General features: G+C 46.7%; 15 protein-coding genes and 1 other annotated feature. Of the genes, 4 read left to right on the forward strand and 11 right to left on the reverse strand.

Going from position 1 to position 16,791, the window contains the following annotated elements; all coding sequences use genetic code 11:
- Positions 1-179: 179 nt before the first annotated feature.
- From ACFORK_RS24105 to ACFORK_RS24130, 6 genes are all read right to left on the reverse strand, one after another.
- A complete protein-coding gene (locus ACFORK_RS24105) occupies positions 180-986 on the reverse strand; it encodes a class I SAM-dependent methyltransferase (protein WP_379203862.1) in 807 nt (268 codons plus the stop codon).
- Between the two features lie 57 nt (positions 987-1,043).
- Positions 1,044-1,270: a binding site (T-box leader), on the reverse strand.
- Between the two features lie 96 nt (positions 1,271-1,366).
- A complete protein-coding gene (locus ACFORK_RS24110) occupies positions 1,367-3,082 on the reverse strand; it encodes a proline--tRNA ligase (RefSeq protein ID WP_379203864.1) in 1,716 nt (571 codons plus the stop codon).
- Positions 3,083-3,613: 531 nt separating this feature from the next.
- The gene (locus ACFORK_RS24115; protein ID WP_379203866.1) at positions 3,614-5,101 is read right to left on the reverse strand and encodes a glutamate synthase subunit beta; all 1,488 of its coding nucleotides are present in this window, start codon (positions 5,099-5,101) and stop codon (positions 3,614-3,616) included.
- A gap of 223 nt (positions 5,102-5,324) precedes the next feature.
- Complete coding sequence (locus tag ACFORK_RS24120; protein ID WP_379203868.1) at positions 5,325-5,822, reverse strand: dihydrofolate reductase; 498 nt, start codon at positions 5,820-5,822, stop codon at positions 5,325-5,327.
- A 24-nt stretch (positions 5,823-5,846) separates the two neighbouring features.
- Entirely contained in the window at positions 5,847-6,641 is a 795-nt protein-coding gene (gene thyA / locus ACFORK_RS24125) for a thymidylate synthase (RefSeq protein ID WP_379203870.1), read from the reverse strand.
- 496 nt (positions 6,642-7,137) lie between these two features.
- A complete protein-coding gene (locus tag ACFORK_RS24130; protein ID WP_379203873.1) occupies positions 7,138-8,112 on the reverse strand; it encodes a S66 family peptidase in 975 nt (324 codons plus the stop codon).
- 221 nt (positions 8,113-8,333) lie between these two features.
- Between ACFORK_RS24130 and ACFORK_RS24135 the strand changes: the two genes are divergently transcribed.
- Complete coding sequence (locus ACFORK_RS24135) at positions 8,334-8,633, forward strand: pentapeptide repeat-containing protein (protein WP_379203875.1); 300 nt, start codon at positions 8,334-8,336, stop codon at positions 8,631-8,633.
- Positions 8,634-8,708: 75 nt separating this feature from the next.
- Here the strand turns inward: ACFORK_RS24135 and lpdA are convergent, their stop codons facing one another.
- Genes lpdA through pdhA form a run of 4 tightly spaced genes read right to left on the reverse strand, consistent with a single transcriptional unit; the run spans position 8,709 to position 13,542 of the window.
- Complete coding sequence (gene lpdA, locus ACFORK_RS24140; protein ID WP_379203877.1) at positions 8,709-10,121, reverse strand: dihydrolipoyl dehydrogenase; 1,413 nt, start codon at positions 10,119-10,121, stop codon at positions 8,709-8,711.
- A 4-nt stretch (positions 10,122-10,125) separates the two neighbouring features.
- Positions 10,126-11,436 carry a dihydrolipoamide acetyltransferase family protein gene (locus ACFORK_RS24145; RefSeq protein WP_379203879.1) on the reverse strand — a complete coding sequence of 437 codons (1,311 nt, stop codon included), beginning with the start codon at positions 11,434-11,436 and terminating at the stop codon, positions 10,126-10,128.
- Positions 11,437-11,482: 46 nt separating this feature from the next.
- Positions 11,483-12,460: an alpha-ketoacid dehydrogenase subunit beta gene (locus tag ACFORK_RS24150; RefSeq protein WP_379203881.1), complete on the reverse strand. Its 978-nt coding sequence runs from the start codon at positions 12,458-12,460 to the stop codon at positions 11,483-11,485.
- Positions 12,461-12,474: 14 nt separating this feature from the next.
- The gene (gene pdhA / locus ACFORK_RS24155) at positions 12,475-13,542 is read right to left on the reverse strand and encodes a pyruvate dehydrogenase (acetyl-transferring) E1 component subunit alpha (RefSeq protein WP_175373251.1); all 1,068 of its coding nucleotides are present in this window, start codon (positions 13,540-13,542) and stop codon (positions 12,475-12,477) included.
- A gap of 268 nt (positions 13,543-13,810) precedes the next feature.
- Here pdhA and ACFORK_RS24160 point away from each other — a divergent pair, with 268 nt between their 5' ends.
- The gene (locus ACFORK_RS24160; RefSeq protein WP_379203883.1) at positions 13,811-14,542 is read left to right on the forward strand and encodes an alpha/beta hydrolase; all 732 of its coding nucleotides are present in this window, start codon (positions 13,811-13,813) and stop codon (positions 14,540-14,542) included.
- Between the two features lie 140 nt (positions 14,543-14,682).
- Here the strand turns inward: ACFORK_RS24160 and ACFORK_RS24165 are convergent, their stop codons facing one another.
- Positions 14,683-15,147, reverse strand: a complete 465-nt coding sequence (locus tag ACFORK_RS24165) for a low molecular weight protein-tyrosine-phosphatase (RefSeq protein WP_379203979.1) — start codon at positions 15,145-15,147, stop codon at positions 14,683-14,685.
- A gap of 176 nt (positions 15,148-15,323) precedes the next feature.
- Here ACFORK_RS24165 and ACFORK_RS24170 point away from each other — a divergent pair, with 176 nt between their 5' ends.
- Together ACFORK_RS24170 and ACFORK_RS24175 are read left to right on the forward strand one after the other, a co-directional pair.
- Positions 15,324-15,965 (forward strand): thiamine diphosphokinase, encoded by a 642-nt coding sequence (locus tag ACFORK_RS24170; protein WP_379203885.1) that lies wholly within the window; start codon positions 15,324-15,326, stop codon positions 15,963-15,965.
- Positions 15,966-16,260: 295 nt separating this feature from the next.
- On the forward strand, positions 16,261-16,761 hold the full coding sequence (locus ACFORK_RS24175; protein WP_379203887.1) for a C40 family peptidase: 501 nt from the start codon (positions 16,261-16,263) through the stop codon (positions 16,759-16,761).
- Positions 16,762-16,791: the final 30 nt, after the last annotated feature.

The raw sequence follows: 16,791 nt of genomic DNA on the forward strand, positions 1-16,791 counted from the left end.
AGCTTTGCACACAAAATCAAACATAACCTTCGTCGGAACATCAGTCACACCGTCATACCATTTATGAATCGCCGTGTTGGAAACAACACTAATTAAATGGCTGACAGTGGTGTCTATTCCACTTTCCTCTTTGATTTCACGACCTCCTGATATGTTGAGTTTGTATAATTATTTACATATTACTTTCTTCTCCCTATATATAGCAAATGAGATGAAATTCCCAATACGGATGGATCTTTAGCAATGGAAATGAGAAAATTAACCATTCTATCATATTCACCTTGGTCTACCCAATACTGCTTTTGTTCATTTGAGAGCATTGCAGCGATGCTTGAAGAACCAATTAAATCTATCGTATCGAATCCATTCTTCTCCATAAAAGGTTTTACTTCATCAATGTTAAAATAAAACGCTCCTGTAAATCGACCTTTATCGTTATGATTGAACACCCCGGTCTCGTAGAACTCATTTATTGTATCCAAGTTATCATTGGGCTTCCAAAATTGTGGATATTGTAAAGATGTAATTGTCATTCTCATCCGACTTTGGATAGCGACAAAAACGATGCCGTTCCGCTTTGTTACACGATGTAACTCCCTAATTGCTGATATTCGTTCCTCTTCCTTTTGTAAATGGTATAGAGGACCAAGCATCAAAGAAGCATCATAGGTCTCGTCTGGTATCCCCTCTAAATGTGTTGCATTTAATACATGAAAACCGTTAAACTGTTCTGTCAATCCTAATTCGGATACCTTCTGTTTCGCTATTTCAACTAACTTAGGTGTTAGGTCAGATAGAGTTACGTTATATCCAAGCTTCGCTAGCTCTATTGAGTATTTACCTGGTCCTGCGCCATTATCTAATACAGTTCCGGATGAAGCTAAATACTGTTTTATAAAATGCAGATTAATAATAAACTCAAGCGGCTCTCGATCCAACCTCCCCCACTCATCAAATTGGGAGTAATAATCAATAATATTATCCATTGACCAAACACCTCTCATTAACTGTTTTTTGCAGAAAAACAAAAAACCTATCGCCTACAAAGAGGCGACAGGCTTAACCTTCGCGGTACCACTCTTCTTGATCGTTGTTATAAGTAAAAAGACAACGAATCTTAAAACCCGATTACGGAGATTAACCGTTAAGATCTACAAATGTTCGACCTTACCGCTCATGGGTGAGTTGGGGGAACCATTGACTGTCTTGCACCCACCGACAGCTCTCTGGGCAATAGTTAATCCTTAATACTCCCAATCATTGCGTTTAATCATATTCTAATTGAACTTAGTATACAGTTTACAAATATTTACTGTAAATAGGAAATTAATTTTAACTATTCTTCCCTTTCAATCTCGCCAAAAGCTTAATTCACCGCTGTACCACTATTTGTGATACGGTGAATAACATCATCAAGACCCATGCTTTCCTTCGTCAGCACCTTGCGCTCAATAAGCTCGACCTGACCTTCGGCAGCTCCCTTACCGATCACAACGGTGAATGGAAGGCCAATCAGCTCGGCATCCTTGAATTTCACGCCTGGACGCTCATCCCGATCATCGAGCAGCACTTCAATACCATGTTCACTCAGCGCCGTATAGAGATTCTCCGCAGCTGTGCGCTGGGCTTCATCCTTCACCGACATCAGCAAAATGTGTACCTGGAATGGCGCCAACGCCGCAGGCCAGCTTATCCCATGATCATCATGGTTCTGCTCCACTACGGCGGCGAGCAGCCGGGAAATACCGATGCCGTAACAGCCCATGATCATATCCGTATTTTTACCAGAAGGATCTAGATAGCGTGCACCCAGCTTCTCACTGTATTTGGTTCCTAGCTTGAAGACATGTCCGATTTCAATCCCATGATGGAATTTTAGCTCTCCTGAGCCGCAGCGTGGGCAGCTGTCTCCTTCCGCCACATTTCGGAAATCACCTACCTGACCCAGACTAAAATCCCGACCAGGCACTACATAACGAAGATGGTAATCTACTTCGCCAGCGCCGGCTACTCCATGTGCCATAGCTGCTACCTCTGCATCGACGAGCAGCGGAATCAGCAGCTCGACAGGACCAATAAAGCCACTCTCCGTCCCTGCCGCCGCTTCGACACTCTCGTAGCTCACGAGCGCAATCTCCTCAGCTCCCACCGCTTTTTTCACCTTGATCTCGTTGACTTCATGATCGCCCCTGACCAGAACGGCAAATACTTTGCCTCCGCCGGAGTAGATCAGGGTCTTGATGATCTCCTGAGGCTGCAGCCCCGCTGCTGCAAGCTGTTCGATGGTGCGTAGGCCTGGCGTATGGAATTTCTCTACGGCTGGCAGGTCTGCCTCCACTTTCGCCAATTGCTCGCTTGTCTTTGCAGATTCGGCCTGCTCCAGATTGGCTGCATAATTACATGCCGTACAGGCAGCAACGGTATCTTCGCCGATATCTGCAAGTGCCATGAATTCATGGCTGCCGCCTTCACCGCCAATCGCCCCCGAATCCGCCTCCACCGCACGGAAGATCAGTCCGCAACGTTCAAAGATCCGATGGTACGCGTTAAACATCGTCTGATAAGATTGGTCCAAGCTCTCCCATCCGTTATCGAAGGAGTAAGCATCCTTCATCAAGAACTCTCTGCCCCGCAGCAGTCCCGAGCGGGGACGTCGTTCATCACGGAACTTGGTCTGGATCTGATACAGCGTAACCGGCAGCTTCCGGTAAGAGCTGATCTCATTACGTACCAATGTAGTGATAACTTCCTCATGTGTTGGACCGAGCACGAATTCCCGGTCATGGCGATCCTGCAGAGTGATCAACTCCTTGCCATATACCCCGAACCGGCCTGATTCCTGCCACAGTTCAGCAGGCTGCATCGCTGGCAGCAGCACTTCCTGGGCTCCGGCCTTGTCCATCTCTTCTCTCACAATGTTCTCCAACTTGTGCAGAACACGCCGGCCAAGCGGCAGATAGCTATAAATCCCGGCAGCCAGCTGCCGGATATAACCGGCCCGCTGCAGCAGGCCATGACTAGCTGTTTCCGCTTCCGCCGGAGCCTCTCGTAAAGTATTAAGTAACAGATTGCTTTGGCGCATTTTCATCGTCCTCCTGATTTCCTTATAAAAAAAGCTGTTCATTGTCTGACACCTGCCATAACCTTCGCCAGAAAAAACAAAAAGACGCATTCGTCAGGGACGAATGCGTCGTGATACCACCCTGTTTCAACTGCCGCAAACAAACGTGGCAGTCCTCCATCGGATAACGGCCGAGTCCGGCAGCGTTTGTACTTTCTCACGCGCTGCTGCTTCCAAGGCAGGATGCACTCCGCTCGTTATGAGGAACCTTTCACCCGGTGGGTTCCCTCTCTGTTCCAACGATGATGGGACTGCAGATCCTTGGTCCATGCATTTTTCGATATGGTTACAAGCTGAATAAAGTTCAACTTACATAGATTGTAATTAATTTATACGATGACATGGAATTCGTCAAGAAGAGGATTTTATTTTTAAACGAAAGCATCCAGTATCTAAAGCCGCTGTGTAACACAAAAGAGACCGTTCCCCAGTTCTGAGAACTGAGAAGACGGTCTCTTCGTATAAGTAAATTACTTTTTTATAATAGTATTCTTAGACAAGTACAGTGGAGCCCATCAGGAATTTATCAACTTCACGGGCAGCTGCGCGCCCTTCGTTGATCGCCCATACCACCAGGCTTTGTCCACGACGCATGTCACCTGCAGCAAATACTTTCTCCACGTTAGTGTTGAACTTGCCATAACGTGCCTTCACGTTCGTGCGACGGTCCGTTTCCAGGTTCAACGCTTGAACCAGATCCTGTTCAGGTCCGTCGAATCCGATAGCAATCAGTGCCAATTGTGCAGGCAGTACAGTTTCTGTACCCGGGATCGGCTGATAGATTTTGCGTCCAGTCTCATCAACCGTCCGATGAATTTTCACCGTGTGTACTTCCTTCAGGTTGCCTTCCTCATCTCCGACGAATTTGGTCGTCATGATTGAGAACTCACGCGGATCATCACCGAATACTGCTTTAGCTTCCTGTTGTGCATAATCAAGGGTATACACATTCGGGAACTGCGGCCAAGGGTTAGCAATCGGATCACGCTCCAGTGGAGCCTTCTCATGCGTACCAAACTGGGTGATGCTGTTACAGCCATGACGAAGTGATGTAGCAACACAGTCGGAACCGGTATCCCCGCCGCCCAGAACGATGACGTCCTTGCCAGCTGCGGATACGAAGTTGCCATCTTCCAGGTTGGAATTCAGGTAGCTCTTGATCGTTCCATTCAGATAATCCATTGCGTACATAACGCCTTTCAGGTCACTGCCTTCTACGTTGAACTGACGTGCCTTGGTCGCTCCGCCGCAAAGTACAACTGCATCGAACTCGTCCACCAGCTGTTGTGCCGGGATATCCTTGCCGATCTCAGTGTTCACCACAAAGTTCACACCTTCTGCAGCAAGCAGATCCACACGACGCTGCACTACGCGTTTATCCAGTTTCATGGTTGGAATACCGTAGGTCAGAAGTCCGCCGATACGATCATTGCGTTCGTATACCGTAACGGTATGCCCCGCTTTGTTCAACTGTGCAGCAGCAGCCAGACCTGCCGGACCAGAACCAACAATTGCAACTTTCTTGCCAGTACGTTTCTCCGGAGGTGTCGGTACCACCCAGCCCTCTTCAAAACCCTTGTCGATAATTGCTAGCTCGATGGTCTTAATCGTTACCGGTTGGCCGATCAGGCCGACCGTACATGAGCCCTCACATGGAGCAGGACAGATGCTACCAGTGAATTCAGGAAAATTATTCGTCTTGTGCAGGCGCTCCAGCGCTTCTTGCCACAACCCGCGATAAACCAGATTATTCCATTCCGGAATCAGGTTGTGTACAGGGCAACCTGAGGTTCCGCCAGCCATATCAATACCGGTATGACAATAAGGGGTTCCGCAATCCATGCAGCGTGCACCCTGTGTCCGAAGCTCGTCCTCGGATAAATGGTGGTGGAACTCTTCCCAATCTTTTACCCGCTGCTCAGGATCACGATCACCTGGGAGCTGGCGTTTATACTCCATAAAACCTGTAGGTGTAGACATGTTTACGTTTCCCCCATCCGTTCTCTTCGTGTTGATATCTATAGTATATTGTAGCATACCTGTGGCTTAATGATGTCGTGAACAGTGCAACTTTAGTCCTGTGCATTCTATCGTTTAGCAATTTCTAATTTTAATTATATTAGCATTCCAGACTTTTGCACTGTAATGGATTAATCTGCTGATTATTTGTACTATTTCACATGTTGTGTTAGAGAAAACGCTTTTACGCCAGCTCCGTACGTTCATAGACTACAAAACGGTAATCATACGGATTCTTCTCATCTTTGATCCCAGGTGTACTGGAGACTTCCTTCCATTCATCCCAATTCACATCTGGAAAGAAGGTATCCCCGGCAAAATCATGCTCTATGCGGGTCACGATCAGCTTGTCTGCATAAGGCAGCACGATCCGGTAAATCTCAGCTCCGCCGATGACCATCAACTCATCCGTACGCTTCGCAGCTTCAAGCGCCTCCTCCAGCGAATGCACCACCTCTGCCCCTTCAGCAGTGAAGCTGTGATCTCTGGTCAGCACAATACTCGTTCTGCCTTTCAGCGGCTTACCGCCCAGCGAATCCCACGTTTTGCGGCCCATCAGCATCGTTTTCCCCATCGTCTCGCTCTTGAAGAAGGCAAAATCCCGTGGCAAATGCCAAGGCATGCTGTTATCCTTGCCGATCACACCCTTAACGTCCATAGCCCAGATCATGCTGATGCTCATTTCCATCTCTCCTTTGCTTCGATGTTAGATCGCTACCGGTGCCTTGATTCCCGGATGATGCTGATACCCTTCGAACTCGAAGTCCTCAAAGACATAATCGAAAATACTGTCCGGTTTTCTGTTAATTTTCAGCGTTGGCAACGGATACGGATCTCTTTGCAGCTGAGTTGCAACCTGCTCCAAGTGATTTGTATAAATATGCACATCCGCACCCGACCAAATGAACTCACCAACCTCCAGACCAGTCTGCTGGGCGACCATGTGGGTCAGTAACGCATAGCTGGCAATATTAAATGGTAGACCCAGGAACGTGTCCACCGAACGCATGGTGAGCATGCAGGACAGTTTGCCGTTCGCAACATAAAATTGAAACACAAAGTGGCAAGGCGGCAGCTTCATATTCTCGATCTCGCCTACGTTCCAGGCGCTGACGATATGCCGGCGCGAATCCGGGTTGTTCTTAATAGCCTCGATAACGCTCGTAATCTGGTCAATATGGCGTCCATCCGCGCTCTCCCAGGCTCTCCACTGCGAACCATAGACAGGCCCCAGATCGCCGTTCTCGTCCGCCCATTCGTCCCAGATCGATACTCCGTTCTCTTTGAGGTAGGAGATGTTAGTCTCGCCTTTCAAGAACCACAGCAGCTCATGTACGACCGATTTCAAGTGAATGCGTTTCGTCGTTACGAGCGGGAAACCTTTACTAAGATCAAACCGCAGCTGCCGTCCAAAAACAGACCGAGTACCAGTCCCTGTCCGGTCACTTTTTTCCACCCCGTTGTCCAAAACATCCTGAAGTAATTCCAAATAATTGCGCAAAGCTTAACGCCCCTTTTCCTTGATAACTTACATATAAGGTTCTCTCATTAACCATTATCTAACCTTGAATATGTCTATCGAGAAACGTAAAGCCACTCCCAAAGGAGCAGCTCATCATTTCGTCCGTTCTATTAGTTTACCACGACCTGATCCTGCTTGTAACTTGCCAAACTGTAGAAAACGAGAAAAACAGAACTGTCTCGCTCCCTTTATTGCAGGATTTTGAGAAAAGCACTAAAGATAACAGAACTATCCACTTACCCTTGTAACAATAGGTGTAAATCGCCCTTGTAGCTCCATATACTCATCATTAAGTCCTCGCATATCGTTCGTGTTGATTATTCACCCGTTCAGAGCTGTCTGTAAGCCTCTTTTTGCCCAACCTAAGTTAGGGGCCCCCTGTCTCATTAACGTCCGTGAAAAGTGTGCTGGGAAGGGCTCATGAACGACCCCGGAGTGATTAAATTAATTCTATGTAGATGAACTTGAACCAATTTCATTCAGCAATACATAGTTCAAGCTTCTGTACGCCAGCCTGCAGGCTTGCCCGACCACCTACCGGAAAAGTAATCATAGGAGAAGTATGTCCGAAATCTACATCGGCTACAACGGGAAGATGTCTCAGCTCCTGTTTACTTTTGATTATTCTGGTTAGTAGCGCTCTTGTCATACCTGAACCCTTTTGAAATCTGCCAATGGCTATGCCTCTTACCTGCTCAAAACCGGGTTGATGGATAAGGGATTGCAAATCCCGATCAAAGGTCACTGGCTGTGACTCATAATCATCCTCCAGGAAGAGGATAGCGTTCTTGAGACTCGGCATATATTCGGTTCCTTGCAGGAGATTCAAGGTACAGAGATTGCCACCGATAATTGTACCCTCTGCTTGGCCTTCATTGATGACATACGGCCCTTCATTTTTGATAAATTCGCGCTTCTCTTGATCCAAATACCATTCATCGTCGCTCCAAACCTCCGCATGCTCCACAGCTACTTTCTGATCCAGCAACATCATCCTTTGGAAATACTCAACGGTGTATTGGTTGCCTTGCTGCATAGCAAACGTGGAAAAGTGTGGCCCTGAATAGGTAATCAGCCCAGTTTTGGCATAGATCGCATTACTTAATGCCGTAATATCAGAGTAACCGCACAGGCGCTTAGGATGAGCCCCAATCAAGGAATAGTCCAGGTACCGAAGCAGTTGATTAGCGTTAAACCCACCGATGGTTGTCAAAATGCCTTTGACATTCGGGTCCAGGAAGGCCTCATGAAGGTCGGCAACCCGTGATTCAATGGATGAAGATACAAACTCATCCGCTTCTAGTGCGTGTTTGGAGAATGAAACAGTGAAGCCCAGCCGTTCAAGCTGCTGTTTGGCCTCTTCCCTTTGTTCTGGTGCGATTAGAGATAAGCTTCTCGAAGGTGAAATAATGCGAATTTCATCGCCTGGCTGCAGTTTTTCTGGTCTCATAGATATCTCCTCTTCTCTTGCGACATATAGTTGCCTCCTACTGACATTCAATCATAATTAATTCCTCTATTATAACACCGCCTATTTACTAGTAAATGGAAAGACTCTTTTCTCAAAGCAACAAAGATAAAAGAGTTGGATAATAAAGGAATATGCACAATATGTGTCGAAGTTACGAACGCCATTTAATTTATTAGCAAAGGAGATATGAGAATGGGGAAATGACTTTTAATGATGTGAATATGTCAGGTTTAAGGCTTCAGGATGCTAATTTTAGCCACGCTGTTATTGACCACGTTCATCTTTTTGGAACAGAGTTTCATAATGTTGTTCTTCCTATGGAGGGGGACGGAAATTATAATCCCGATGGGCAGTATAAATCAGTAAGTTTTCATAACTGCAACCTTTCTAATGGGCAATTACGAAATTGTGATTTAACAAATGTTGAGATCACCGATTGTGATATTACAGGATTAAAAATAAACGGTATTTTAATTTCAGACTTAATCACGAACAAATAAATGACAAAAAAAAGCGAGGACGCATATTGCGTCCTCGCTCTCTTCAACAGCCTGACATGCAGGCCGATTATAATACTATTTCAAGATGTGAATCGGATGACCTTCAACCAGTTCAGCCGCTTCCATGACGATTTCGCCAAGGGTTGGGTGAGCATGGATAGTCAATGCGATATCTTCAAGCGTAGCACCCATTTCAATTGCCAGACCCAGCTCAGCAATCAAGTTGGAAGCTTCGATACCGACGATTTGCGCGCCGAGTACAAGGTTGTTCTCGCTGTTAGCTACAATCTTGATGAAGCCGTCTGCACCGTTCAGGGAAACTGCACGGCCATTGCCCGCGAACGGGAACTTACCGCTCTTCACTTTGTAGCCTTTATCCTTAGCTTCTTTCTCAGTCAAGCCAACGCTGGAGCACTCAGGATCTGTGAAGACCACAGCCGGAATGACTTTGTAGTCAACCACGGATGTGTGTCCTGCGATCGCTTCAGCAGCCACTTTACCTTCGTAGGAAGCTTTGTGAGCCAGAGCCAGACCAGGAACAATGTCGCCGATCGCGAAGATGTGCGGAATGTTGGTACGGCCTTGGTGGTCAACTTTGATCAGACCGCGCTCGTCAAGCTCAACGCCGATCAGGTCAAGACCCAGCTCGCCATCTGTGTTTGGACGACGGCCAACAGTTACCAGCAGGTACTCTGCAGTAACTTCTTTGGACTCACCGTTCACGGAGTACTTCACGGTTACATCCTTGTCCGTTTGCTCTGCACTTTCAGCCTTAGCGTTAGTCACGATCTCGATACCAGTCTTCGCCATGTTCTTGGCAACCAGACGAGTCATGTCTTTGTCGAAGCCAGGCAGTACAGTGTCCATACCTTCGATGATGGTTACTTTAGTACCGAACTTGGAGTACATTTGACCCAGCTCAGCACCGATGTAGCCACCGCCGATAACGATCAGGCTCTTCGGAATTTCCGGAAGCTCAAGCGCTTCAGTGGAAGACAGAATACGACCGCCGAACGGGAATGGTTTCAGTTCGATTGGACGGGAACCTGTAGCAATGATGCAGTTCTTGAAACGGTAACGCGGAGATTCGTGATCGTTGAATACCCGTGCTTCAGTTTCGCTGATGAACATGCATTCACCGTTGAAGATTTCGATTTTGTTGCCTTTCAAGAGGCCAGTTACGCCAGTAGTCATTTGCTTAACTACTTTGTTCTTGAACTCTTGTGTTTTAGCAAAATCTACTTTTACGTTCTCAGCTGTTACACCGTAAACGTCAGCGTGTTGTGCAGATTCATAAGAGTGAGCTGCTGCGATCAGTGCTTTGGACGGAATACAACCACGGTTCAAACACACGCCGCCGAGTTCCGATTTGTCTACGATAAGCACTTTTTGACCAAGCTGAGCTGCACGAATGGCTGCTACATATCCGCCGGGACCTGCACCAATGACTAATGTATCAATATCGAGTGAAGCGTCTCCCACTACCATATTATTACACCTCCATAACTAGCATATCAGGATTTGCAAGCAAGGTCTTAATGTAGTTCATGAAATTCTGTGCTGTTGCGCCATCGATGATACGGTGGTCAAAGCTCAGGGACAATGCCATTACAGGAGCAGCTACGATTTCACCGTTCTTAACAACTGGTTTCTCAGTGATACGGCCTGTACCCAGGATCGCAACTTCAGGGAAGTTGATGATTGGAGTAAAGAACATACCGCCAGCGGAACCAATGTTGGAGATCGAGATGGAGCTGCCTTTCATTTCGTTCGGAGTCAGCTTGCCTTCACGACCACGCAGTGCAAGGTCACTAATGGCGCTAGCAATCATCCAGATGCTCTTACGATCAGCATCTTTGATAACTGGAACGATCAGACCGTTATCAGTATCTGTTGCGATACCAACGTTGTAGTATTTCTTGTAGACAATTTCGTTGTTCTCTTCGTCAATCGAAGCGTTAAGCGCAGGGAATTGACGGGAAGCTGCAACGAGTGCCTTCACGATGAACGGAAGGTAAGTTACCTTCACGCCTTTTTTCTCTGCTACTGGTTTCATGCGGGCACGGAATGCTACCAGTTCAGTTACGTCCACTTCGTCCATGATCGTAACGTGAGGTGCAGTGTAAGCCGATTTAACCATAGCGTTCGAGATCGCTTTACGGATACCTTTGAATGGTACGCGCTCTTCTTCCAGGCTCACGTTGCCTGCAGAAGCTGCTGCTGCTGGAGCAGCTTTCTCTTCAGCCTTAGGCGCTTCAGCAGATGCTGCTGCCGGTGCTGCTACAGAACCACCGTTTTGGAAGGCTTCAACATCCTCACGAGTGATTTTGCCGCTCTTACCAGTGCCATTGACTTTGGAGATGTCTACACCCTGTTCACGAGCGAATTTACGCACGCTTGGTGTAGCCAGAACGTCACGGTCAGGAGCTGGTACAGCTGCTGGTGCTGCTCCGCCTTCTTTAGCATCAGCAGGGCTGCTTGCCGCAGGAGAAGAAGTGGTGTTTGCACTGCCTTGAGCTGCGTCAGCTTCTGCTTCTGCATTTCCGTCATCTGGAATATCGCCTTCTGCATCGATTACAGCTACAGTTTGGCCTACGTGGAATATGTCGCCATCTTTAGCAAATACTTCAAGAACGGTACCGTTAACTGGACAAGGAACTTCTACTACAGCCTTGTCGTTTTGTACTTCCAAAATAATATCTTCATCGGTTACTTTATCGCCGACTTTGATATGCACTTTAATAATTTCACCTTCATGCAGGCCTTCGCCAAGCTCAGGGAACGGGTAGTTGTATTTAGCCACGTTCAAGTACCTCCTTAATGGTAATAGACTATGGGATGTGATTTATTTAAAATTCCAGAACTTTCTTCACGCCTGCAATAACACGAGCAGGGTTAGGCAACCAAGTATCTTCGATTTGAGCGAACGGATAAATTGTATCCGGTCCAGCTACACGAAGCACTGGAGCTTCCAAGTGCAGGATACCTTTTTCATTGATTTGTGCAATAACTTCTGCAGCTACGCCGGAGCTCTTTTGAGCTTCTTGTACCACAATTGCACGGTTTGTTTTCTTCACAGACTCCATGATGGTGTCAATGTCGATTGGGCTAACGGTACGCAGGTCGATAATTTCGGCAGAAATGCCTTCTTTCTCGAGCTGTTCAGCAGCCTTAGTAGCTGTGTGAACCATCAGACCGTAAGCGATAATGGTAACATCGGAACCTTCGCGAACTACGTTAGCTTTGCCAAGTTCAACTGTGTACTCACCTTCAGGCACTTCAGCGCGGAAAGCATGGTACAAGTTAAGGTGTTCCATGAAGAATACCGGGTCGTTGTCGCGGATCGAAGCGATCATCAGACCTTTAGCATCGTAAGGGTTAGAAGGAACTACTACTTTAATACCCGGGCTTTGAGCAATCAAACCTTCCAGGGAGTCAGTGTGCAGCTCAGCCGCTTTAACACCGCCACCAAATGGTGTACGGAATACGATTGGAGAGTTGTATTTGCCGCCGGAACGGTAGCGCATACGTGCAGCTTGGATTACGATTTGATCCAGAGCTTCATAAATAAAGCCGATAAATTGAATTTCTGCGATTGGACGGAAGCCTTGGATACCAAGACCTACAGCCAGACCACCGATAGCGGACTCGGCCAGCGGCGTATCGAATACGCGATCTTCGCCAAACTCTTTTTGCAGACCTTCAGTTGTGCGGAATACCCCGCCTACATTACCAACATCTTCCCCAAAAACGAGAACGTTAGGGTCACGATTCAGTTCAACGCGGATTCCGTCACGGATCGCTTCTTTCAAGTTCATTTGTGCCATGCCTGTTATCCCCCTTATTCAAAATCGGCTTTTTGCTCTTCCAGATGTTTCGGAGTTGCCTCGAACATGCTGTCAATCAAGCCGGAAACGGTCATTTTTTCGGTTTGCTCTGCTTTTTTGATTTGCTCGTTAACAGTAGCTTTTGCTTCTTCTTTCACGCGTGCTGTATCTTCTTCGGTCCAAAGGCCTTTTTTCTCCAAATACTTAGCAAGACGGGCAATTGGGTCCTTCTCGCTCCATTGTCCTTCTTCTTCTTTAGAGCGGTATTTGCTCGCATCGTCAGAAAGGGAGTGTGGACGGAAACGGTAAGTTACAGCTTCAATCAGAGTAGCGCCTTCTCCGTTACGAGCACGCTCAGCAGCTTCTTGAACTGCGCTGATTACTGCGAAAATGTCCATACCGTCAACCTTGATTCCCGGAATACCAGCTGCAACCGCTTTGTGAGCGATAGACTTGGAAGCTGTTTGTTTCGAGAATGGCGTGGTGATGGCGTAACCGTTGTTTTGAACAAAGAAAATAACAGGCAATTTAAAGCGTCCAGCAAAGTTAAGACCTTCATAGAAGTCACCTTCGGAAGAACCGCCGTCACCAGTGTAAGTGATAGCAACATTCTTTTGGTTCTTCAATTTGAAGCCCATTGCAATCCCTGTAGCGTGCAGAATTTGTGCACCGATGATGATTTGTGGCATCAGTACGTTTACACCGTCAGGAATTTGTCCACCATGTTGGTGTCCACGGGAATACAGGAACGCTTGGTACAGCGGGAGGCCATGCCATACAAGCTGTGGAATATCACGGTAGCCCGGGCAGATGAAATCTTCCTTCTGCAGCGCGAACTCACTACCGATCATTGTAGCTTCTTGACCGGATACCGGTGCGTAGAAACCAAGGCGGCCTTGACGGCCCAGGTTCACCGCACGGTCATCCCAAGTACGGGTAAATACCATACGGTACATAATTTCCTTCAATTGATCATCAGTAAGAGCAGGCAGTTTATCTTTATTGATAACTTCTCCATCCGGGGAAAGTACCGAAAGAGCCTCGACGTCCTCTGTATACACTTCATAAGGAACTTTACTCATTATCATCTTCACCTCAACAAAAAAATTTGAATATCAGTTGCCTCTGTTATAGAATTATTATACACCTGTTTTATCCGTTTCGTCAAAGAAATACGCATAAAATTTATGTTTCCATAAATTTTGTATGTATAACAGGTCTAATTTTATTATATAACAGACGCCATACATTTTGGCAAGTAAATGATGTATGACACATTTACCCCTTGGTAATATTATCGTATTGCCGTCGGGAATGCAAAATTCGACAAGAAAGGTGACAAGAACAGCTATGAGTGAGCCTGTTTTTCTGAAACGTACAATAGTGAAACAAACCCTGTGGAGCGAATCGCTGCAGGAGGAACGTAAGCTGCGAATCTACCTTCCGCCCGGCTACAATGAAATTCTCAGTTATCCCGTCGTGTACTGCCAGGATGGTGAGGAGTTCTTCAACTTCGGCCGAATCGCCACACTGGCGGGCCAACTTATTCTCGAAGAAGATGTCGAACCCTTCATTATTGTAGGCGTTGAAGTTGATGTGAAAGTTAGAACCCAGGAATACGCACCATTCGGCAATCGTTTTGAACAATACCTGTCTTGCTTTGCCGAAGAAATTATTCCCTTCATTGAACATAATTATCCGGTACGGCGTACGCCTGCTGAGCGCATTCTAGCTGGTGACTCTTTGGGAGGTAGCGTCTCCCTCCACCTTGCCTTAGCTTATCCATCCATATTTAACCGTATCCTCAGTCTTTCCGGCGCTTTTTATCCCGAGACCCGTGAAATGATTGAAGATGAAGTGGATCTCTCCTGGCTTACTATTAATATGGTGGTTGGACTGCAAGAAACGGAATACAAGACGGATACAGGCGTCTATGACTTTGTTGATATGAACCGCAAGACGAGGGCGCTGCTTGAAGAACGCGGAGCCACAGTATCCTATCGTGAGAAAGACGGCGTTCACCTCTGGGGATTCTGGCAGAAGGAACTGCCCGAATCACTACTCTATTTTTTAAACAGCTAAAACAGGCTTGAGACAAGAAAAAATGAACATCTTGAGAACAGTATGTACAATCCATGTGTGATGACGCTTTCAGGGCGTGAGGGGCAGAAACGGCCCCCCGCCCTTCACAAGGACGGTTGTTCCGAATCTTAAAGCATGGATTAGAGCTTTTCTCTCACGATGGTGTCGAGCAGTACATCGCAACCAGCATCCATCAGATCATAAACCTGTTCAAAGTTTCCGGTAAAGTAAGGGTCCGGTACTTCGCGCAGTTCATCCTCTGGCAGCAAATCCATAAAGAACAACAGCTCCGCCTCTTCTCCACCCTGGAGCTTCCGCACATTGGTTCCATTAGAATTATCCATACAAATGATATATTGATAGTTCTCAAAATCATCGCTGGACACCCGGCGAGCCTTCATGCCTTCATAGCTGATTCCATGCTGGTCGAGGATACGCCGTGTCCCCTCATGTGGAGGGTTGCCGATGTGCCAGTCCCCTGTACCTGCAGAGTCTACAATAATTGAACCGGACAAGCCGCGTTCGTTGATCTTATGGCGTAGCACAGCTTCAGCCATTGGCGATCGACAAATATTGCCGAGACAAACAAACAGTACGTTAACGATTTCTCTCACCTCCAATTCTTTTTCTACAAAACCAAGCAGTTACCAGCATCACGCTGGACACGCTATTCTTATTTTAGCGCTGTCTGGGGCAATTGTACAACTTTTCAAACTGCATTATACTTGAGACTTGGTTCTGGATCAGAACTTTAGAATTGTAAGGAAGGGGAGGATTAGTGATGCCATCCGGAAGAATCGTGATTTGGGCCGGTGGAGAGCTATCTCCGGAACATTTGAATGTATTAGATGAAGAGGATTTTATTATCGGTGCCGATCGGGGTGCCTTGTTCCTCATTAACCATGGGATAACGCCGGATCTTGCAGTAGGAGATTTCGATTCTGTATCCCCAGAAGCGCTGCAAGAGATTAAGAACGGAAGCCGGGAGATTATTACTTGCGATGCGGTAGACAAAGACCTGACTGACAGTGAGCTAGCCCTGGACCTGGCGCTGAACAGATCTCCCTCATCGATCCTCATGATGGGCGTGACCGGATCGCGGGTTGATCACATGCTGGCCAGCATTCAAATGATGACACTGGCGATGCAGCGTCAGGTGAGCTGTTCCATTATGGACAGCCATAATTATATTAGCCTAACAGGGTCACAGGCCCTTGTTGAGGATCGCGGCTACACCTATGTATCCCTGCTGCCTCTAACGCCTGAAGTGACAGGAATTACGCTCGAGGGCTTTCAATATCCGCTGAGCAACGCCACATTGAAGCTTGGACAGTCACTTGGTGTAAGTAACAAACTGCTCTCAGCATCCGGGACCGTAACCATCGAGAGCGGTCTGCTGCTGATTATTCAGAGTAAGGATTGATTTACATACGAGATTTAGAGACATGGCTGTAACTTTTAAATGCATATCGATTAGGCCGAAAACCCCTTGCTGTTCAAGGGGTTTTCGGCCTTTTCATTCTATCATTCGCTGTAAATATTAATTTTTTGTAACTTTTAATCGTTTTTTAATAAAACGCTTACATCCCTTACCCTGCCTTGATTTGACTCATCTATTCCAATAAATAGGTGGTAGATTACCTGCTATACTACGAATCAGCGAAAGAAACAAAAGAAAAAAACGAAATAAAGAAATACACCTTGGAGGGATATACAACATGAATAAACAACAATGGTTCAAAAAATCAATTGTCATCGGGATGTGCACTACTATTGGCCTGTCCACACTGGCTGCAACTGAAATCGGCACACCACGCGCCGCCGCAGCTACAGCGTCCAAAGGACAAAGTATTATAAATCTCGGTAAAAAATATATGGGCGTTCGTTATGAATTCGGAGCATCTACTTCAAGCACTCGTACTTTTGACTGCTCGTCGTTCACCAAGTATATTTTCGGTAAATATGGTGTAGATCTACCCCGTACTTCTCAAGCCCAATCCAAAGTTGGTAAATCCGTTTCCAAAGCTAATCTTCGTGTCGGAGACCTTATCTTCTTCTCCAGCGGCGGTAGAGCTACCGGCAAGAATGTAACTCACGTAGCTGTATATGCAGGTAATGGCAAGATTCTGCACACGTACGGTTCGCCAGGCGTCACAGTCTCAGATCTGAATTCCGGTAACTGGAAAAGAACTTATCTATTCGCCCGCCGCGTACTGTAACAGCTCTAAAGATTAGAGTTTTGACTATGA

The organism is Paenibacillus sp. GCM10012306 (assembly GCF_042649265.1).
Lineage (GTDB): Bacteria > Bacillota > Bacilli > Paenibacillales > Paenibacillaceae > Paenibacillus_AQ.